Origin of the sequence: Schaalia sp. 19OD2882 (assembly GCF_018986735.1) — a bacterium.
GTDB lineage: Bacteria > Actinomycetota > Actinomycetes > Actinomycetales > Actinomycetaceae > Pauljensenia.
Map to the genome: position 1 here is coordinate 2,402,067 of NZ_CP065521.1, position 20,976 is coordinate 2,423,042.

14 protein-coding genes are annotated in these 20,976 nt (G+C 65.2%); 7 read left to right on the plus strand and 7 right to left on the minus strand.

All coding sequences use genetic code 11. The annotated features are described in order from the left end of the window. Positions 1–89: 89 nt before the first annotated feature. The 5 genes from I6B53_RS10370 to I6B53_RS10390 all read right to left on the minus strand — a co-directional run bounded on the left by I6B53_RS10370 (position 90) and on the right by I6B53_RS10390 (position 6,392). Positions 90–1,526, minus strand: a complete 1,437-nt coding sequence (locus I6B53_RS10370) for an L-fucose/L-arabinose isomerase family protein (protein WP_216764141.1) — start codon at positions 1,524–1,526, stop codon at positions 90–92. Positions 1,527–1,605: 79 nt separating this feature from the next. Further along, complete coding sequence (rhaS, locus tag I6B53_RS10375; RefSeq protein WP_216764142.1) at positions 1,606–2,697, minus strand: rhamnose ABC transporter substrate-binding protein; 1,092 nt, start codon at positions 2,695–2,697, stop codon at positions 1,606–1,608. Between the two features lie 25 nt (positions 2,698–2,722). Further along, entirely contained in the window at positions 2,723–3,838 is a 1,116-nt protein-coding gene (locus I6B53_RS10380) for an ABC transporter permease (protein WP_216764143.1), read from the minus strand. Next, complete coding sequence (locus tag I6B53_RS10385; protein ID WP_216764144.1) at positions 3,835–4,866, minus strand: ABC transporter permease; 1,032 nt, start codon at positions 4,864–4,866, stop codon at positions 3,835–3,837. Before I6B53_RS10385 ends, I6B53_RS10380 begins: the two co-directional genes overlap by 4 nt. After that, positions 4,863–6,392 (minus strand): sugar ABC transporter ATP-binding protein, encoded by a 1,530-nt coding sequence (locus tag I6B53_RS10390; protein ID WP_216764145.1) that lies wholly within the window; start codon positions 6,390–6,392, stop codon positions 4,863–4,865. Before I6B53_RS10390 ends, I6B53_RS10385 begins: the two co-directional genes overlap by 4 nt. 274 nt (positions 6,393–6,666) lie before the next feature. Here I6B53_RS10390 and I6B53_RS10395 point away from each other — a divergent pair, with 274 nt between their 5' ends. Continuing rightward, complete coding sequence (locus I6B53_RS10395) at positions 6,667–7,914, plus strand: LacI family DNA-binding transcriptional regulator (RefSeq protein WP_216764146.1); 1,248 nt, start codon at positions 6,667–6,669, stop codon at positions 7,912–7,914. Between the two features lie 289 nt (positions 7,915–8,203). After that, positions 8,204–9,592 carry an App1 family protein gene (locus I6B53_RS10400; RefSeq protein ID WP_253953873.1) on the plus strand — a complete coding sequence of 463 codons (1,389 nt, stop codon included), beginning with the start codon at positions 8,204–8,206 and terminating at the stop codon, positions 9,590–9,592. 396 nt (positions 9,593–9,988) lie between these two features. On the opposite strand, the gene I6B53_RS10405 is transcribed toward I6B53_RS10400, so the two are convergent. Both I6B53_RS10405 and I6B53_RS10410 read right to left on the minus strand, forming a co-directional pair. Further along, complete coding sequence (locus I6B53_RS10405; RefSeq protein WP_216764147.1) at positions 9,989–10,846, minus strand: endonuclease domain-containing protein; 858 nt, start codon at positions 10,844–10,846, stop codon at positions 9,989–9,991. Between the two features lie 112 nt (positions 10,847–10,958). Further along, entirely contained in the window at positions 10,959–11,390 is a 432-nt protein-coding gene (locus tag I6B53_RS10410) for a DUF4342 domain-containing protein (RefSeq protein WP_216764148.1), read from the minus strand. Between the two features lie 140 nt (positions 11,391–11,530). Between I6B53_RS10410 and I6B53_RS10415 the strand changes: the two genes are divergently transcribed. The 5 genes from I6B53_RS10415 (at position 11,531) to I6B53_RS10435 (ending at position 20,943) form a co-directional block, all read left to right on the plus strand. Then, complete coding sequence (locus tag I6B53_RS10415) at positions 11,531–14,713, plus strand: DUF3427 domain-containing protein (RefSeq protein ID WP_216764149.1); 3,183 nt, start codon at positions 11,531–11,533, stop codon at positions 14,711–14,713. 270 nt (positions 14,714–14,983) lie between these two features. After that, on the plus strand, positions 14,984–16,609 hold the full coding sequence (locus I6B53_RS10420; protein WP_216764150.1) for an ABC transporter substrate-binding protein: 1,626 nt from the start codon (positions 14,984–14,986) through the stop codon (positions 16,607–16,609). A 419-nt stretch (positions 16,610–17,028) separates the two neighbouring features. After that, the gene (locus I6B53_RS10425) at positions 17,029–17,955 is read left to right on the plus strand and encodes an ABC transporter permease (protein ID WP_216764151.1); all 927 of its coding nucleotides are present in this window, start codon (positions 17,029–17,031) and stop codon (positions 17,953–17,955) included. Beyond that, complete coding sequence (locus tag I6B53_RS10430; RefSeq protein ID WP_216764152.1) at positions 17,948–18,919, plus strand: ABC transporter permease; 972 nt, start codon at positions 17,948–17,950, stop codon at positions 18,917–18,919. Before I6B53_RS10425 ends, I6B53_RS10430 begins: the two co-directional genes overlap by 8 nt. 8 nt (positions 18,920–18,927) lie before the next feature. Further along, entirely contained in the window at positions 18,928–20,943 is a 2,016-nt protein-coding gene (locus I6B53_RS10435) for a dipeptide ABC transporter ATP-binding protein (protein WP_253954033.1), read from the plus strand. Positions 20,944–20,976 lie beyond the last annotated feature (33 nt).

A 20,976-nucleotide genomic window follows, 5' to 3' on the forward strand; every position in this document is an offset into this window, starting at 1 on the left:
AGGTGACACGTGACCAAGGGCTGTCAGGGCGCCACCGAAGCGATCGCTGCCCACGGACCACCTCGGACGACCTCGGCCGCCCGATGGGTTCACACGTGCCTGTGTTCCAGTCCGAGCAGCGAGGCGACTCGGCCGACCTGTCCGGCTCGCGCACCAATGGACAGCGCCCAGTGATGCCCGATGCCCGTACTGCTCCACTCATCGACCCACTCACCGGGGTCTCGCCCGAAGTCCACTCGTGAAGTCGTGTTCCCGATCTCCAGGAGCGGACCTGGAACCACCTCCCCTTCGGAGGTGACCAGCGAGTACGAACCATCACGATCCTGAGCCAGGCCGATCAGCGTCACCGGGCCGTGGGCCACGTCGAATTCGACGGACACGCCCCACCCACGTTTCCCGTGGTAGACCCCCAGTCCGCGCAGCAAGGGCCGTCTGGAGGAAATCGCCAAGTGCGCCGGACCGTCGTGGCCCATCTCGACCACTCCGTCCTCGTAATTCAGAGCCTGGATCTCCGTGAAGGACCCGCCCGCGCCGAGAACCTCGGCGATGAGCATCGCCACGGACGTCCGCAGTTCGTACTCTCCCGCCGCAGGAATTCCCTGTCCCGTGAGCAAAGAGGCACCGAGAATCATCCCGGCCCCAAGTCTCTCGTGGAGTTCCTCGGCCAGGCCCCGGTGGTAGTAGGCAAGAGTGTCCAGATCGAAATCCTCCACCAGACGATCAAGTCCGACCGACACACGCGCCGCCCAGGCGAAGTCCTCGTCGACAACCGAGCCGTCGATCTCGAAGACTTCCCGCGCAAGTTCGATCCGGTCACGAACCTGCAGGTCGGTCACCGCATTCACGCGCTCACGCAGATCGTCGAACTCCAGCACTTCGACGTGGGAACCAAAAGTTGTCGACACAGTGGTCAAGTCCGTCGAGACATCCAGCATCCCCGGGTAGACGTGCCCCATGAGACCATGTCGCGCCTTGCGAAGACGTGCACGAACCGCGGTGGCACTGACCCAGTCCCGGATTCTCCTCCACGCTGATTCCTGCTCCAGCCATCCGGTGACCGATCGGAACTCAATGCCGGCTCGACGCATGACGTTGCCGACCTCAGGGAGTGGACACTGGCCGCAGTAGACCAGCCACTCCCCCGTTCCGAAGGTCGCATGGTCCATGCGCGCCGATGGTTGGAGATCGATGAAGAGGACGGGTGCGCCGACCCGTTGGGCGATCGGCAGCACCATCGACGAGGTCAGGTAGGTCGTCAGATGGACGACCAGCAGGTCGCAGTCCTCCCTCCTGAGTCGCTGTGCGGCCGCGGCGGCCTCGACAGGGTCGGAGACGAATCCTGCAGAGACCACATCCGCGTCCAGGGTCCGCAGTTCCTTCTCGACGCGGGCCACACAGGTCTCGAGTTGCGGTCGAAGTTGAGGAAACTGCTCCCAGTACGCGCCCAGCCCACCACTGACGATCCCGATCCGCATTCTCGGTCGTCGACGCTCGACGGTTGACGGAACCGCCTGGCGTACGTTCATGATTCCTCCTTGCCCCAAAGGATGCGGGCACGGTTCCCCGGCGTCCCGACGAACCTGGGAACCGTGCCCCTTTGGGCGATCAGAAGTCGTACTTGTCGATGTTGTCCTTGTTGAAACGCACGGGCTCGCCAACGATCACGATTCCGCCGTCTTCGACAGTGCGCTCACCCAACTCACCGGCAGCGAAGGTGTCACCGACCTTTCCCTCGATCCGTCCGGCCGCAAGAGCCTTTCCTGCGTAGGAGGCCAGGTATCCCAGTTGCGCGGGGTCCCACAGAGCGAATTCCTTGACCGTTCCGTCCTTGACGAAGGAACGCATCTCGTTGGGCAGGCCAAGTCCGGTCAGAGCGACCTTGCCCTTGTACTCCGAGGTCGACAGGTAGCGAGCGGTCGCCGCAATGCCGACCGTGGTGGGCGAGATGATGCCCTTGAGGTTCGGGTTGGCCTGCATCAGGCCCTGAGCCTCCTGGAAGGACTTCGTGTCGTCGTCATCGCCGTAGACCTTCGCGACGATCTTGATCTTCGAGTACTCGGGGTTGGAGGCCAGTTCCTCCTCCATGTACTTGATCCACTCGTTCTGGTTGGTGGCGTTGGCCGTGGCCGACAGGATCGCAATGTCCCCTTCGCCGCCGATCTGCTCCGAGATCATCTGGACCTGGACCTTCGCGACGTCCTTTGCCACCACCTGACTGATGAACAGGTCACGGCACTTCGGGTTGGTGTCGGAGTCGAAGGTGACGATCTTCGCTCCGCCCTTGCGGGCCTCCTCCAGTGCGGGGCAGACCGCGTCCGGGTCGTTGGCGGCCAGGACGATGACATTGGTTCCCGCCTGGGTTTCGGCGTTGATGAAGGAGACCTGGGAGGAGGCCGAGGCCTCCAGCGGGCCCACGACGTTGGCTTGGGCGAAACCGATCTCTTCGGCGCCCTTCTTCCCTCCGCCCAGAACCACGTCGGTGTAGGGGTTGTTCAGCTGCTTGGGGATGAAGGTGATGGTCTGCTCGGCCATGGCAGGATCAGCCGCCGCGGAGGAACCGCCGGCCGTGGAATCGCCCGAGGCCGCGCCGCTGGCCGGACCCGAGCCCGTGGCGCCGGAGCAGGCCGCCAAGGCCATGGTGGCCGCGAGGGAGAATGCGGCGAGTGCGGCAATCGAGCCGCGCTTGGTGAGGGACATCTTCGTCTTCCTTCCGTGGGGGTTCTCAGGCGCTGGCTGCGCCGGTGCGGGGGGTTGGCGCGGCCGCGCGTGCGGCCACCTTGGCGCGGTGGCGCCATTGCTTCCAGGCGTCGACCAGGGAGGGGGCGACGACGGAGAAGATGAGCAGCAGTCCTGTGATCGTCACGAGGACGACGTCGGGGACCCGGTCGAGGCGGAGGGCGTAGTTGATGACGCCCACCGTGAACACGCCGCACACGGAGCCCCAGATGGAGCCCTTTCCGCCGAAGACGGAGACTCCTCCGAAGACGATGGCGGCGATGACGGTCAACTCCAGGCCCTCGGCGTTGTCCGAGCGGGCGCTGGAATAGCGCAAGGTCCAGAAGATCCCGGCCACGGAGGCCATGAGTCCGGACAGGACCAGGGCCAGGGCGCGGGTTCGGCGGGTGTCGATCCCGACGAATCGTGCGGCCTCGAGGGAGTGCCCGAGGGCGAAGACCTGGCGGCCCCACGGGGTGCGGTGCAGCAGCAGCCAGAAGAGCAGGACGATCAGCGCCAAGGGGATGGAGATCCACGGGATTCCCGTGCCCCCGATGGTGGAGGTGACGAAACCGGTGGCCCATTCGGGGAAGTTGGCCACCGCCCGGTCGCCGATGACCACCAGTGCCAGACCCCGGTACAGGGCCAGGGTGCCGATGGTGACGGCAAGCGCCGGCAGGCCGACGTAGGCGGTCATCACTCCGTTGAAGGCGCCGCAGGCCACACCGATGACCAGGCAGACGCCGATCGCCGCCCAGAAGGGGACTCCGCCCTCGACCATGACTCCCAGTGCCGCACTGGACAGGCCCGCGGTGGAGGCGACCGACAGGTCGATGTCGGCGGCCACCATCACCAAGGTCATCGGCAGGGCCATGAGCAGGATCGCGACCACGTCCATGAGCAGGAAGGTCATGGTTCTGGCCTGGAGGAAGCGGGGCACCATCCACGAAGCCAGAAGGATGACGGCCACGAGGACGACGCTCATGTGGGTGTCCCGCGAGCGCAGCAGACGCCCCAGCAGGTCGCCGCCGAGCGGCCCCGCAGAGGACGTGCCGGCATCCTTGCCGCCGGAGGTCGTGTGACGGGACGAGCGGGTCCGGGTGGGCTTCGTCGGGGAGCTCATGCCGCCCCTCCCTTCTTGCGCAGCTGGGATTGTCTGCTGATGGTGGCCACGCGGTCGATGACGATGGCGACGATGATCAGTGCGCCGACCACGGCCTTCTGCCAGAACTTGTCGACGCCCACTGCGGTCAGTGCGCTGGTGATGGTGGTCAGCAGCAGGGCGCCGATCGCCGCACCGTAGGCGGTCCCCACGCCGCCGACAATGGCGACACCTCCGACCACGCAGGCTGCGACGATGTCGAGTTCCATGCCGGTGCCGGTGGTGGCGCCGACGGAGTTGAAGCGTGAGGCGTACAGGACTCCCGCAAGTCCCACCAGCGCGCCGTTGGCGATGAAGGCCGTGAGGACACGGCGTCCGACGGGGATGCCGTACACCTTGGCGGCGGCTGGGTCGGAGCCAATGGCGTACAGGTCGCGACCCGATCGTGCAAAGTACTGGTACAGGGACACGATGGCGATGACGACGAGAGCCAGGACGGTCAGCAGCGGGATGCCGACGATGGTGGCCACACCCAGGTCTCCGAAGGCCTGGGGGCGGTCTCCTGCGAAGTACTGCTTGGAACCGGCCCACCAGTTGAGGGTCCCGCGGAAGGCGTACAGGGTGCCCAGGGTGATGACCATGGCGGGGACCTTCGCCCATGTGGCCAGCAGGCCGTTGACCGCGCCAAGGGCGGCTCCCACAAGGGTTCCGATGACGAAGACGAGGGCGATGGGGGTGCCCGGGTGTTCGGCGAAGACGTAGCCGGTGGTGAAGGCGCAGATGCCCAGGACCGAGCCGACCGACAGGTCGACGGACTTGGTGGTGATGATGAGGGACTGTCCCGCAGCCATCATCATGGCGATGGTGGCGTTGAGCAGCAGGTCCTTGACTCCTTGGGCGGCCAGGAAGCGCGGGTTGACGAGCCATGTGGCCAGGACCAGCAGGACGAGGGCGACCAGCACCGGGGTCTCTCGCAGGCTGAGGGCCCCGCGCAGGGTGGCCGACCAGTCGCGGCGTTGCCCAGTGGGCGCGGCGGTGGCGGTGCTCACGAGGCGACCCTCCTTTCGTGTGCGGTGGCGTGGTCGGTGGCTGCGGTCATGATCTTTTCGGCGGTGGCTTCCTCGCGGGAGAAGTGCGCGGTGACGGCGCCCTCGCACATGACCAGGACACGGTCGGCGATACCCATGACCTCGGGCAGTTCGGAGGAGATCATGAGGATCCCGACCCCTTGGGCGGCGAGCGTGCCCAGCAGGCGGTGGACCTCTGCCTTGGTGCCCACGTCGATGCCTCGGGTGGGTTCGTCGACGATGAGGACGCGCGGGTCGGTGGCCAGCCACTTGGCCAGGACGACCTTCTGTTGGTTGCCGCCGGACAGTGTGGACACGGCTGCGAATGGGCTGGAGGTCTTGACCTGCAGTTTCGTGCACCATTCCTCGGCCTCGCGCTGTTCGAGGGCGCTGGGGATCAGCCCGAAGCGGGCCAGGGTGTTGCGCAGGGTCAAGGTCGTGTTGCGCAGGACTGACAGGTCCATGACCAGGCCCTGTTTGCGACGGTCCTCCGGGACGAAGGCCAGGCCTGCACGGATGGCGGAGGGCACGTCCCCGGCGCGCAATTGGTTGCCGGCCAGGGTCACCGAGCCGCCCTCGGCCTTGTCGATTCCCATGATGGCGCGGGCCACCTCGGAACGCCCCGCACCGACGAGGCCGGCAAGGCCGACGATCTCACCGGAGCGGACCTGCAGGTCGACGTCGTGGAAGACCCCTTGGCGGGTCAGGCCCTTGACGTCCAGCAGCACGTCACCGATGGCGGCGTCGACCTTGGGGAACAGCTGGTCGACGCTGCGACCGACCATGTCCTTGACGATCTCGGCTTCGGTGGTGCCGGCGATCATGCGGGTGCTCACGTAGGCGCCGTCGCGCATGATCGTGATCCGGTCGCACAGGTCGAAGACTTCTTCCATGCGATGGGAGATGAACATCAGTGCGGCGCCCTGGTCGCGCAGGGAGCGGGCAATGGTGAACAGCCGCTCCACTTCGCGGCCGGACAGGGCGGCGGTGGGTTCGTCCATGATGAGGACCTTGGCGTCCAGGGAGATGGCCTTGGCGATCTCGATGACCTGCTGGTCCGCGATGGACAGGCCCTGTGCGGGTTGGGCCGGGTCGATGTCGACCTCGAGGCGGGTGAAGAGGTCGCGGGCAGCGCGGCGCATTGCGGGGTGGTCGATCATTCCCAGTTTGTTGGTGGGTTGGCGACCGATGTAGATGTTCTCGGCGACCGACAGGTCGGGGAACAGGGTCGGCTCCTGGTAGATGACCGAGATGCCTGCCGCCTTGGATTCCGCCGGCGTGCCGAAGTCCACCGTTTCACCGCGGTACAGGAATTCGCCGGTGTCGCGGCGGTGGATTCCGGCAAGGATCTTCACCAGTGTGGACTTGCCGGCGCCGTTTTCACCCGCCAGGGCGTGGATCTCGCCCGGGTGGAGCTCGATGGAGCCCTTGGACAGGGCGACGACGGGCCCGAAGGTCTTGACCGCATCGGTCAGGCGGATGATCGGCTCCGTGGAGTCGCTGGCCATCAGTTCACCTCCTCATTGAGCATGAAACGTTTCAGCGGTATGCAGTCTGCCACTGGCGCGGAAGGCTGTCAATGGATTCGACCTGCGAGAATGTAACGATTCATCATCGATTCGACACCGTGTCACGCGAGCTGGCTTGCGGGGCGGGCGCACACGCAGGGCATGATTGACCCACGGATGCACGCCACTGGAGGCGCCTCCGTGCCACGGTCTGCTCCCCCTGAACCGGCCCCCGGGGTTCACTCCCCATTCCTGCGACAGGAGGCTTCACACGATGGTCGACTCCATCCCCCGTCGTGACGCGACGACTTCCCCAGCCGCACAGCCCCGCCCTCGTTCCACGAGGGCGACACCCAGCACAGCGACGCCACCATCCCGCCAGGGCGGCCGCCCTCGTCCCGAGGAGGCCACCCCCTCCCCCACCGGCGGACGCGCTCCCAGCGTCAAGGACGTCGCGCGCCTGGCCGGCGTCTCGGTGGGCACCGTGTCGAACGTCGTCAACCAGCGCGGCACCGTGCGCGCCGACATCCGCGAGCGCGTCGCCCACGCCATCTCCGAACTGGGCTACGTCCCCAACCCCACCGCCCAGGCTCTGCGGCGCGGAGTCTCGCCCGTGGTCGGCGTGGCCGTCCTGGACCTGCGCAACCCCTTCTTCATGGAGGCCGCCGCAGGAATGGAACGGCGGCTGAGCGCCGACGGGTGCGTGATGTCCCTGTCCGCCACGCACTCCGACCCGGAGACCGAGTCTCGCCTGCTGCGCACACTCGCCGGCCAGTCGCCCCGCGGAATCCTGCTGGCGCCCTCCGACGCCGACCTGGTCACCGCCCACGAACTGGTGGCGCGCGGAATCCCCGTGGTCCTCTTCGACTGCCCCGAGACTCCCGATGACATGTCGTCGATCTGCGTGGACGACCGGGCCGGCGCGCGCCTGGCGATCAGTCACCTGCTGGACCTGGGCCACCGTCGGATCACCATGCTCAACGGCCCCTCCACGGTGCGCCAGGCCAGACACCGGCAAAGCGGGGTCATGGAAGCCGTCGAAGCCTTCACCACCCATTCACAGGACCCGATCGACCTGCGCGTGTGCGAGGTGGAGGACTTCACCGCCGAAGCCGGACGCGAGCAGACCCAGCAGATGCTGGCCGACGCGGGCGTGGAGGTGCACCGAGGGACCAGCGGCGTGGGCAAGAGGACGGGGCCGTTGGCGCCGCCGGTGCTGCCCGACTCCTTCCCCACGGCGCTGTTCTGCGCCAATGACCTCATCGCCTTCGGCGCGATGACGGCACTGCGCGACTCGGGGGTGCGCATCCCCGAGGATGTCTCGCTGGTCGGTTTCGATGACACTCCGGTCGCCTCGCAGATGTCGGTGCCGCTGACCACGGTCAACCAGCCCATGGACGAGTTGGGCTGGGCTGCCGCAGAGTTGCTGCTGGGCGGCGGGCCCAATGCGCGGATCCGCCACGAACGCTTCTTCCCGAACCTCGTGGTGCGGGCCTCCACAGGGGCCCCGCGGGGAAAGTGAAGGCCGAGCGGGTTGCCCCCGGAGTCGGGCCCGTCTCCCCGGGCCGGGCACCAGGATGGTCGTGTCGAAAGGTTGCGGCCAAGTGGGCACCACCGAACGGTCGGTACTGTTGATCGACTCGTCGCTGCTGGTCGCATGCGGTTCACGAGGTCCGGTTGGTGGTGTCCGTGTTCCCCTTCCTGCCACCGTCAGGCACAATGGTGGCCGTGCCCGGAGTCGCCCGGCGGGCATCGCCAGTCGATGCCGGCCATGACCCGCGCACCATCCCGTCCACCTACCGAGGTCCCACGTGCGCCCTGACATCCTGATCGACGACGAGAGCCCATCCGTCCTGCTGTCGGTGGCCAATCGCGTGGGCGAGACGTGTTCCACCTTGATCGCCAAGGCACTGGGCCAGGCGCTGCACATGCATCCGGGTGTGGTCGGTTTCGGCGGGCACGGCACTCCGCGCTTCGCGCGCATCCTCGGGCGCGTGATGATGGACCGCAACAACGACCAGCGCCTCTGGCTGCTCAGGCGACGTGGATGGCGCCAGTTCTTCGACGCGCAGGTGCCGCGCCAGCCGGTGGTCGTCACTGTGGGCCGTGCACGCCAGATCGCCCAGGCGGACAGGGGCGGCTACATCGACTTGACCGTTCATGACCACGGCTTGGCCCCCGGCTGGCACACGGCGTGGATCCAGGTGCTGCATTCTGCTGATGTGCGCGCCCTTCGCGGCGCCCCCGTGGACCAGGACGCCGTGGCCTGGGACGCGGAGTCCCTGCTCGGCCCGTCGACCGATCCCACTGCCGCCAGCATGACCCGGCCCGGCCGCGTGCGCGCCGGGCGGCCCATCCCTGTGGCCGTGCGCATCGTCGGCGATGAGGAGACCGTCGGCGTCGTCTCGGACATCGACGACACGGTGATCGTCTCCAACGTCCCGCGACTTCTGGTGGCTGCCAAGCATTCCTTCGTCGATCGGGTCTCCGCACGCCAAGCCGTACTGGGAATGCCTCAGCTGTTGTGTTCCTTGGCGTCCGGCCCGGATCTGCAAGGAACCGACTGGCGGGCGGCGCGCCTGAACTCTGCTGCGGCGGGCGCCGGGTCCGGGTCTCGCACTGGCTCGGGATCCGGACCCGGGGCGATCAGCTGCCAGGACTGGGCGTTCGACGTGAAGGGGGCGACCTTGGACCGGCAGAACCCCATCGCCAGCCCGCCCTGGCTGGCCACACACGGTCCTGTCGTGTACCTGTCCACAGGGCCGTGGAATGTACTGCCGACGGTGCGGAATTTCCTCGAGCGCCTGGGGTATCCGCGCGGTGGTTTGTTGATGACGGACTTCGGCCCGTCCAACACGGGCTGGTTCCGTTCCGGGCCCGAGCACAAGCGGCGCGAGCTGCGGCGCCTTGCCGCCACCTTCCCGCACATCAAGTGGTTCCTGGTGGGCGATGACGGCCAGCGCGACCCGGAGATCTACGCCGAGTTCGCCCGGCACTACCCGGACCACGTCGCGGGCATCGCCATACGCTCACTGACCCAGATCCAACAGTTCATGGCCCACGGCTCCTTCGAGTCCATGGTGCCCGAGGACCTGTGGACGGTGCCCTCACGCATTCCCGTGTGGTGGGGTCAGGACGGGTTCGTCCTGCTGGAGGAAATCTGCCGCGGCGGCCTGGACCGCTTCACCTCGGAGGACTGAGCCCGGCGTTCGTGATCTCCAGGACGGGCGCCATCCGCCGTCCGCCATCCATTCCGCACACAATGTGCTCCATCGGAGCCTCGGACCGTTGATGAGACTGGCAAGATTCCGGGCTTTCGGTGACGCACCTGCCCGGGTCACCGCCAGCATTGTGTGCGAAAATCAGGGGTGGAGACTCCCCAGCCCAGCAGCACCTGTCCACCCACTTCGATTCCGCACACAATGTGGGCCATCAACGCTGTGCCCCATTGACACCAGTGGCGAGATTTCAGGCTTCCGGGCACACGCCGCCCGAGGCCACTGACGGCATTGTGTGCGGATCAGTCGGCGCCCGGAGGAAGAACACTCGCCTGTCGGTGTCCCGCACTTTGACCCGTTCAGAAACCGGCAGTCCGCTCAGATTGACGGTGCCGGCATTGAGAGCGCATGTTCCCTCAGCGCCAGAACCTCTTGAACCAGGTTTCCAGCACCGAAGACGTCGTCATAGCTGAACCTGACGACCAGGTACCCCATTGCCGTCAGCTGCCTGTCGCGCCACATGTCGAGCTCCCGCTGCGCCCACGGCTGATGATGCTCTCGACCGTCGGTCTCCACGATCAGGCGATCGAAGACGACCATGTCCACTTCTCCCACGCCCGGGATCTGCACTGCGACTCTCACTGCGATGCCGGCTTCTTCAAGTTGCATCCGCGCTGCTGTTTCGAGAATGGACCGGACTCCACGACGCGAGGCTTCCATGGCGCGGCGGATGCGCGAGGTGCCTGGCCCGCAGGGTGCCACAGTGATTCCCGACAGGTCACTGAGCCCTTTGAATCGTGCGGCATCCATCATGGCCACTGCTTCGACAGGGTCACAGCACACGGCCGCACGACGCAACGTCAAGTCAACACTGGCCAACCAAGGACGCAGCGGATCTTCCTCGATGGGGCCCCTTTCCCTGTGTACGCGCACGTCGTCGAGAAGCCTGTGGCGACTGATGTGCATGCCTCTGTGTGCCGACACGCTGATGTGAGTACGGGTGTCGTTGCCGTGCAATACGGGCAGACCGTGGATCACAGCGGCGCTGCGGCAGCTGACAAGGCCGTTGTAGACCTTGGCTCGAACTTCGTCCACTGACACGACATCTTGCAGGTAGAGCACACCTCTGTAGACCTTCACCCATTCGGGCAGGTCTGCCAGAACCAGTCCTTGGGAGCGCAGGGAGGCGCGACTGGCAATGCCGCCTGCGGCCATGAGGTGCTTTCTGAGGTCCATTCCTCATTCATAGCGGTTCAAGCTACTTCAACTCAATATCCGGAGCAAGTCTGTGGACAACAAAGTGGTGCCCCCGGGACAGAGCCCAGGGGCATCACACGTCATGACAGTCTCACTCCTTCGGCATGACCTCTCCGGTGACGGGAGGTTCGGGCTGGCCGGGCGTCCAGGTCGGAGTCTGCTGCGCAGAGCCTTCCTGCTGCGCGGGCTGGTCGGTGCGAACCACCTCGATGGTGACCTTGGAGACCAGGGCCGCAATGGCGCCCACCGCTGCCAGAACGGGCGCGGCCAGCACGGCGAGTCCGCCGACAACGGCTCCGGCGGTCATGGGGATGGAGAACAGTTCGGCGCCGGTGGCGTCACGCAGGATGATGCGTCGGACGTTGCCGTCGGCGATGAGCTGCTTGACGGTGGCGATCAGGTCGCTGCCAGCCACCTCGATCCACTCGACGAAGGTGCGGCCGCCGCCGGGCTGGCCGCCGCCGGCGCTCTGCTGGAACTGCGGTTGGGGCTGGGGCTGGGGTTGCGGGTTCGGTGTGCTCATGCCTCCAGTTTCCATCGACGAGGACGCCGCCGCCATCAGGGTCTCCCCCGGTTCAACCCCGGCGTTCCTGCCAACAGACTCCCACAACTCGGGCCACCCATACCCCAGGTGATGTAGGACCCTCTGGTTACGATCCACGGGTGACAACGGAGCTGAAGCTGATGCCAGGTGTCTATCAGACACCCTTGACTCGCCGCATGGACGCGGCAATCCGAGCCAACACCCAGTTGACTGCCGGAACTGATGAGATCCCCACGCCACTGCTGCCCGCCAGCCTGACCCACCTGGTATCAACGGAACTCAAGCAGGCGCTTGCAGTGCTGTCTCCACAAGACCAGGTCGCGTTGGTGAACCGCCTTCTCGCCATGCTTCCACCTACTGCGATTGGTACGACCGAAGATCTGGCACTGGTCACCTCTGCAAAGCAACCTGCATTGGAGCTCCGGTCACTGACAGATGATCCTCTTCGAGAAGCCCCACGGCACCCATGGATTCGCCTCACTGACGCAGCTCTCATCACGAACGCTCCGACTGAACCGGCACTTGCCCACATCCTCCGTGATGAGCTTGCAACCGCAGATCGCGTGGACTTGCTGTGCGCATTCGTTAAGTGGTCTGGCATGCGACTCCTCAGTGAGGCTTTCGCCGAGCTTCGCGATCGAGATGTACCGTTCCGAATCCTTACCACGACATATATGGGCGCGACTGAACGGCGAGCCCTGGAAACTCTCGCACGCAAGTATCGAGCTCAGATCAAGATCAGTTACGACATTGCAGCCACTCGGTTGCACGCAAAGTCGTGGATCTTGCACCGAAATTCAGGATTCGACACTGCCTTCGTTGGCTCCTCAAACCTGTCACGTGCGGCAATGCTCGACGGACTGGAGTGGAACGTGCGGATAGCCTCCTCTACCACTCCGGACCTGTTCCAGAAGCTCACTCAGACCTTCGAAAGTTACTGGCATCGCCCTGTCTTCGAAGAGTACGACCCTGAGCAAGACGCAGATCGACTAGACCAGAGCCTTCAGTCGGCGAATGGCCACGGTGATGTGCTCGACCTTGATACGAGTTTCCTTGCGATCGAGCCGCAGCCCCATCAACGCATCATGCTCGCCGACCTTGCCCACGAGCGCCAACAGGGACGTCACCGTAACCTTGTCGTGGCAGCCACCGGGACTGGGAAGACCGTCCTTGCGGCGCTGGACTATCGCGCACTGTGTGGTGGAACTCCTCACAAACGGTCACTCCTCTTCGTCGCTCACCGCAAAGAGATTCTCCAGCAAGCGCGCGCCACCTACCGGCGCGTGCTCGCAGACTCCACCTTTGGAGAACTTCTGATCGACGGCCGACAACCGAACAGGTGGAAGCACGTTTTTGCCTCTGTCCAGTCGCTGACCGAAGGCATGCTCAAGAAGCTTCGTTCCAACCTCTTCGACATCATGGTCATCGACGAATTCCATCACGCGGAAGCACCCACCTATCAACGAATACTTAAGCACTTCCATCCCCAGGAGTTGCTTGGCCTAACTGCCACCCCGGAACGCGCCGACGGAGTGGACGTAGCCTCCCGCTTCTTTGAAGGGCGCGTGGCGTCTGAACTTCGCCTTTGGGATGCACTCGAGGGTGACCTACTTGTCCCATTCCATTACTTCGGGATCTCTGACAGCTCGGACCTCCGTGAATTGGACTTCCGCCGAGGCAGCTACGACGTGGAGCAGCTTGAGAAGCTCTATCTTGAGAACGACGCACGATCTGAGCTGATCCTCAAGGCGATCGAAGAGCACATCGCAACGCCCCAACACATGCGCGCGTTGGCGTTCTGCGTCAGCGTGAAACACGCCAAGTACATGTCCCATGTCCTCAACCGTGCCGGACTGAGGTCCACACACCTCAATGGAACCACTGGGCCGGGGGAGCGTGAACGTGCCCTGGCAGATCTTCGCTGTGGCAGGCTTGCGTGCATCTGCACCGTCGACCTGTTCAACGAAGGGCTTGACATCCCTTCCATCGACACCATCCTGATGCTTCGCCCCACTCAGTCAGCCACGATCTTCCTCCAGCAACTTGGACGCGGTCTACGTAGAGCGCCCGAAAAGAGCGTTCTCACGGTTCTCGACTTCGTGGGCCACCAGAGTCAACAGTTCTCCTTTGAGCCGAAATTCCGAGCATTGACGGGCCTCGGACGAAAGGCGCTGTTGGAGGCAGCAGAGCAGGGCTTCCCGCAGCTTCCGCCTGGTTGCGGTATCCACCTTGATCGGGTAGCTCAAAAGATCGTGCTGAATAACATTCGAGCACAGACTGTCGTGCGCCTACCTCAACTCGCACAAGATCTCCGTAACTACGCGAACAGAAGCGGTGATCCCACGAACTACTCACTGACCCGCTGGCTCATTGAAATGGATGCTGACCTATCCATACTCTACGGGCGGACCTACCAAAGCAAACCTCTCGACTGGGAGCGCATCCGCCACCTTGCGCTCCTCACACCCAGCATCGGCGAATCACCAACTGCCATTCATCTACGCTCACGAGTCCGTGTCTTCGCCCATGTGAACGACCCATTGCGTGCCGGCCTGTATTCAGCACTTGCCCTGGGAACATGTGGCTCGATAGCCGACTGGTCAGCCGAGCAGAGAAGCGCAGCTCACATGCTCTTCTACAACATCTGGCCTGATCGAAAGAACCCTGAAACTGGCGCTCGTTTCTCGAGTCTTGAAGAAGGCCTCAGCTTACTGCATCACCATCGGTGGTTCGGCGAGCAAATCAGCGAGGTGATGGCCCACACGGTGGCCCGATCACGTTCGGTTTTCGGCGAGCCGGGTGGCAACCTTTCCGACACGGTGCTGCTGACTCATGCGGCCTATCGCCGCGAGGAGTTGCTGGCTGGAGTGGGACTTGGCGAGGACTTCGCAGCTTCGTCAGTGCCGGGCACCGTTCGCGAAGGCGTCTACTTTCAGCCAAGGCGAAGTGTCGACGCGCTCATGGTCAACCTCCACAAGGACTCAGCGAAGTTCTCTGAGTCCACCCGGTACCAGGATTACGCCCTGACGGAGGACCTCTTCCACTGGCAGTCGCAGAATCAAACGAGCCCGGAGTCAGCAACCGGACTGCGCTACCAAGGCCTGTCGGGCGTCGCCTCAGACATTGCGCTCTTCGTTCGCGCAGATGAGACCGATGAGTTCGGCAAGGGCGCTCCGTACACCTTCCTAGGACTAGCGGACTTCGTGTCGACTCACGGCACACGCCCCATGTCAATCACCTGGCACTTGCGAACCCCGATGCCTCAAGAGCTCTACCTTGAAGCCCGAGCTGCGGCTTCGTAATACAAGAGAGGCCGACTCCCAACCCGATCCGAGTTTCCCAACCCACCCTCGGCCACGGCCGAACGAGTCCTGGACCCACCTGCTGAGAACACCCCGTCCTCGCCCCCACCCGGCCTTTCACTTCCTTGACCGTTCCGCAACCTTCCGTTACGCCTTTGCAATCGTCACATCACGGACGAGGAAAGCCCCACTGCGTACCCTCCCCTAGACTCGGGGAGCATCGGTTCGGCCTGCGAACCGGGACGAACCCCTGAACACAGGAGGCAATACATGAAGAAGAGGACTTGGCTGGCGCTCCCGGCCGTCCTGGCGCTGGGCCTGACCGCCTGCGCGGGCAACGCTGACTCCGCCGCCTCGGCCGCCTCGGACGCCGCATCGGGCGCCGCCGTCGAGGCCACCACCGGCGTCGTCACCACCAACGGCGCCGAGCCCCAGAACCCCCTGATCCCCGGCAACACCAACGAGACCGGCGGCGGCAAGATCATCGACCTGCTCTTCTCCAAGCTGGTCACCTACAAGGCTGACGGCACCGCGGTCAACGACGCTGCCGAGTCGATCACCTCCGACGACAACAAGGTGTGGACGATCAAGCTGCGCCAGGACGGCAAGTTCTCCGACGGCACCCCGGTGCTGGCCAAGAACTTCGTCGAGGCGTGGAAGAAGGCCGCCAAGGAATCCATGCTCGCCTCCTACTTCTACAAGGAGATCGAGGGCGCGTCCGAAGAGGGCACAGGTGACCTGACCGGCCTGAAGGTCGTCGACGACTACACCTTCACCATCACCCTGAAGCAGCCCGAGGCCGAGTACCCGGCCCGCCTTGGCTACTACGCCTACGCGCCGCTGCCCGACTCGACCCTAGCCGACCTCAAGGCGGGTGGCGAGAAGCCGGTCGGCAACGGCCCCTACAAGCTGGGCGAGTCCGGCTGGGAGCACAACAAGCAGATCTCCTTGGTGCCCTCCGAGACCTACAACGGTGTGCGCAAGGTGATGAACGGTGGTGTGACCATCATCTTCTACGCCTCGCAGGATGCTGCCTACGCCGACCTGACCTCCGGCGAGCTGGACATCCTGGACGCCATCCCGGACCAGGCCTTCAGCACCTACATGGAAGAGCTGGACGGCCGTGGCGTCAACCAGCCTGCCGCCATCTTCCAGTCCTTTGCCATCCCGACCAGGATGCCCCACTTCTCCGGTGAAGAGGGCTACCTGCGTCGCGAGGCCATTTCCTACTCGATCAACCGTCCCGAAGTCACCAAGGCGATCTTCGCCGACACCCGCACCCCCGCCAAGGACTTCACCTCGCCCGTCGTGGCCGGCTACAACGACGCGGTGCCCGGCTCCGAGGTGCTGAGCTACAACCCCGAGAAGGCCAAGGAACTGTGGGCCAAGGCTGATGCCATCGCCAAGTGGGACGGCAAGTTCGAGATCGCCTACAACTCCGACGGCGGACACCAGGCGTGGGTCGACGCGGTTGCCAACTCGATCAAGAACACGCTGGGCATCGAGGCCGCAGGCAAGCCCTACGCGGACTTCAAGTCCCTGCGCACCGAGGTCACCAACCGCACCATCACGACCGCCTTCCGCACCGGCTGGCAGGGTGACTACCCGTCGAAGTTCAACTTCATCGCCCCGCTGTACGGCACCGGCGCCGGCTCGAACGACACCGAGTACTCCAACCCCGAGGTGGACAAGCTGATCAAGGAGGCCGCTGCCGCCAAGACTCCGGAAGAGTCGCAGGCCATCTTGGACAAGGTCCAGGAGATCCTGTTCAAGGAACTCCCGGTCATCCCGCTGTGGTACTCCAACTCCTCCGCCGGCTGGTCCCACAAGGTCGACCACGTCGTCTTCGGTTGGGATTCGGTGGCCATCTACACCGACGTCACCAAGGCCGAGTGACCTCACCGGGCAACCACATGTGCGGTGCCCCACCAGTGGCGGGCAGGGTTCGTCCCTGCCCGCCACCTTCTTTGCACACACCGGCATTTCCCCATTGACGAGGGCGGCGCAGTGCGCATTCCCCAAGACTGCGGGGCACCGTCCTCGCGCGGGCGAAACACCTGCTCAGGCACCCTCCCCACGCGCCGGGCCGCGCCGCCGCGCCATCGCCCCGCGCGGATCGCCGAAGCGGGCTTTCCCACTACCCAACCTTCACCTGCCCGAATGTCGATTTGCGCGCTCTTTACACTATGCTGTCCTGAAGCGTGGCGGCCCCGGTCGCACACGCGCACTCGGAGCCGACAAGGCCCCGGGATCACCCTTCCTCGGGCCCGCGCATCCAACGCGCCCGGGGACTGACTCATCCAGAAGGACCTACCATGCTGCGTTATGTCGGACGCAGGTTCCTGGAGACCATCCCGGTCTTCTTCGGTGCCACGTTCCTGATCTTCGCGATGGTGTACCTCATGCCAGGTGACCCGGTCACCGCCCTCGGTGGCGACAAGGGTCTGTCGGCAGATGCGTACGCCCGAATCGCCACCGAGCACAACCTCGACAAACCCTTCTGGATGCAGTACCTGCTCTACCTCAAGGGCGTGTTCACCCTGGACTTCGGAGTGACCTTCTCCGGCCGCCCCGTCATCGAGGTCCTCGGACAGGCCTTCCCCACCACCGTCAAACTGGCCGTCATGGCCCTGATCTTCGAAGCCGTCCTGGGCATCCTCATGGGCGTCATCGCCGGTGTTCGCCGCGGCGGGGTCTTCGACTCCACGGTGCTGGTCCTGTCCTTGGTGGTCATCTCCGTGCCGACCTTCGTCATCGGCTTCGTCATGCAGTTCGTCCTGGGCGTCAAACTCGGCTGGCTGCCCACGACGGTCGGATCGAAGGAATCCTTCACGGCCTTCCTCATGCCGGCGATCGTGCTTGGTGCCACCTCCTTGGCGTACGTGCTGCGGCTGACCCGCCAGTCGGTGTCCGAAAATGCCGTCGCCGACTACGTGCGCACCGCCCGCGCCAAGGGCCTGCCCAACGACCAGGTCATGACACGGCACATCCTGCGCAACTCCCTGATCCCCGTGGCCACCTTCCTCGGGTCGGACCTGGGTGCCCTCATGGGCGGAGCAATCATCACCGAAGGCATCTTCAACATCAGGGGCGTCGGTGGCACCCTGTGGCAGGCCATCATCAAGGGTGAGCCGGCCACCGTCGTGTCCGTGACCACCGTTCTCGTCCTCGTGTACATCATCGCGAACCTGCTGGTGGACCTGATGTACGCCGTGCTCGACCCGAGGATCCGCTATGAGTGACCACATTCCCTCCGCGAACATTTCCCGCACCCGCGCCGGCCAAGCCCACTACGTCTCCGACATCGACGAGACCGGCCTGGGGGCCGTCGACGCCGTTGCCGACGACTCGGCGCCCTCGTCAATGTGGGGTGAGGCCTGGAAGCGGCTGCGCACGCGTCCCCTGTTCTGGATCAGTGCCGTCATCATCTTCATGGCGATCCTCATCGCGGCCTTCCCCCAACTGTTCACCTCCACCGACCCCCAGTTCTGCGAACTGTCCAAGTCGCTGGCCGAGCCGCAGGCCGGTCACCCCTTCGGCTTCACCAAGCAGGGCTGCGACATCTACGCCCGCGTCATCTACGGGGCCCGCGCCTCGGTGTCGGTGGGCGTGGTCACCACCATCTGCGTGGTGCTGATCGGCGCAACTTTCGGGTCCCTAGCGGGCTTCCTGGGCGGGTGGGTCGACACGATCATCGGCCGCCTGACCGACATCTTCTTCGCGGTGCCGCTGCTGCTGGCCGCCATCGTCTTCATGCAGATGTTCAAGGAGGACCGCAACATCTGGATGGTCATCCTGGTGTTGTCCGCCTTCGGCTGGACCTCCATCACGCGTATCACGCGCGGCGCCGTCCTGTCGGCGAAGAACGAGGAGTACGTGACCGCCGCGCGCGCCACCGGCGCCTCGAAGTGGCGGATCCTGCTCAGCCACATCATCCCCAACGCCATGGCCCCGATCATCGTCTACGCGACCGTGGCCCTGGGCACCTTCATCGTGGCCGAAGCGTCCCTGTCCTTCATGGGCATCGGCCTTCCCTCGTCCGTGGTGTCCTGGGGTGGCGACATCTCCATCGCCCAGCGTGAACTGCGCAGCCAGCCGATGGTCCTGTTCTACCCGGCCATCGCCCTGGCCCTGACCGTCCTGTCCTTCATCATCATGGGTGACGTGGTCCGCGAGGCCCTGGACCCGAAGGCGCGGAAGAAGTGAGCGAGCAGATGAGCGAGAACACCCCCACCACCCCCGTTCCGTCGGACGCCGGCACCCCCTCGTCCGAGGCCGCCGAACGCGCTCCCCTCACCGAGGAGGCCCTCGAGGCGGCCGTCACCCGCACCGTCCTCGGTGACGAGGCCGATCGCGCCTCCGCGGACCCGGCCGGCGGGCAAGCGGCAACGCCCTCGCCCGAAGACCGGGAGGAGCACCCCGACGACGCGAACCCGCTGCTGAAGATCACCGACCTGGAAGTCACCTTCACGACCTCCACCGGCAAGGTCCCGGCGGTGCGCGGCGCGAACCTGACCATCTACCCCGGCCAGACCGTGGCGATCGTCGGCGAATCCGGATCCGGCAAATCCACCACAGCGGCCGCCGTCATCGGCCTGCTGCCTGGCACGGGCAAGGTCACCGCCGGCTCCATCGAATTCGACGGTCGCGACATCACCAACCTGTCCGCCAAGGAATGGGTGGGGCTGCGCGGCTCCGGCATCGGCCTGGTCCCGCAGGACCCGATGACCAACCTCAACCCGGTGCTGCGCATCGGACGCCAGGTCAGCGAATCCCTGGTCGCCAACAATGTGGTGCCCAAGTCGCAGGTCGGCGAGCGTGTCAGCGAACTGCTGGCCGAGGCCGGTCTGCCCGACGCGGAGCGTCGCGCCAAGCAGTTCCCGCACGAGTTCTCCGGCGGCATGCGTCAACGGGTCCTCATCGCCATCGGCATGGCGGCCCGCCCGAAGCTGCTGATCGCCGACGAGCCGACCTCAGCCCTGGACGTCACCGTCCAGCGCCGCATCCTGGACCACCTGGGCACTCTGACCAAGGAGCTCGGCACCGCAGTCCTGTTCATCACCCACGACCTGGGCCTTGCCGCAGAGCGCGCCGAGCAGCTGGTCGTCATGCACCGTGGCCGTATCGTCGAGTCCGGGCCGGCCCTGGAGATCCTCCAGCACCCGCAGCACCCGTACACGAAGCGCCTGGTCTCGGCCGCTCCTTCGCTGGCATCGGCCCGCATCGAATCCGCCCACGCCCACGGCATCGCCGTCACCGACGAGGAGCTGACCGGAGCCGGCCTGGGGTCGACCTCCACCGACGAGATCATCCGCGTGGAGAACCTGACGAAGGTCTTCGACGTGCGCGGCGCCAAGGGTGAAGCCAAGAAGCTGGTGGCTGTCGACGACGTGTCCTTCGCGCTGCGCCGCGGCACCACCTTGGCGGTGGTGGGCGAGTCCGGTTCGGGCAAGTCCACTGCGGCCAACATGATCCTGCAATTGCACAAGCCGACCTCCGGTTCGATCTTCTTCGACGGCCAGGACACTGCGGCCATGTCCGACAAGGACCTGTTCACCCTGCGCCGCCGCCTGCAGGCCGTCTTCCAGAACCCCTACGGGTCGCTGGACCCGATGTACTCGATCTTCAGAGTCATCGAGGAGCCTCTTTCCGTGCACCGCTACGGATCCTTGGAGTACGCCAAGCAGGAGCTGGCGCGCGCCGAGTCCACCGGGCGCGAGGCCCCCTCCTGGGTGCGTGATGTCATCGACGCCAAGGAGAGCGGCCGAAGCCTGAGTGCCGCCGAGAAGCGCGAGTTGGACCCCAAGCGCCTGCGCATCAAGCGCGTCTCCGAACTGCTGGACTTGGTGGCCCTGCCGCGTTCGGTCATGCGGCGCTACCCGAATGAGCTCTCAGGTGGTCAGCGTCAGCGTGTGGCCGTGGCTCGCGCCTTGGCGCTGAACCCCGAGGTGGTCGTCCTGGACGAGGCCGTCTCCGCGCTGGACGTGCTGGTGCAGAACCAGATCCTGTACCTGCTCAATGACCTGCAGGCACAGCTGGGCCTGTCCTACCTGTTCATCACGCACGACTTGGCGGTGGTCCGTCAGATCGCCGACGACGTGGTGGTGATGGAGAAGGGCAAACTGGTCGAAGCCAGCGCCTCCGACGAACTCTTCGCCCACCCGGTGCAGGACTACACGCGCGAGCTCATCGAGGCCGTTCCAGGCCGCTCGATCCAGTTGAATCTCTGAGTCGTCAACGAAACTCGATGGCCCCGGGCGCGC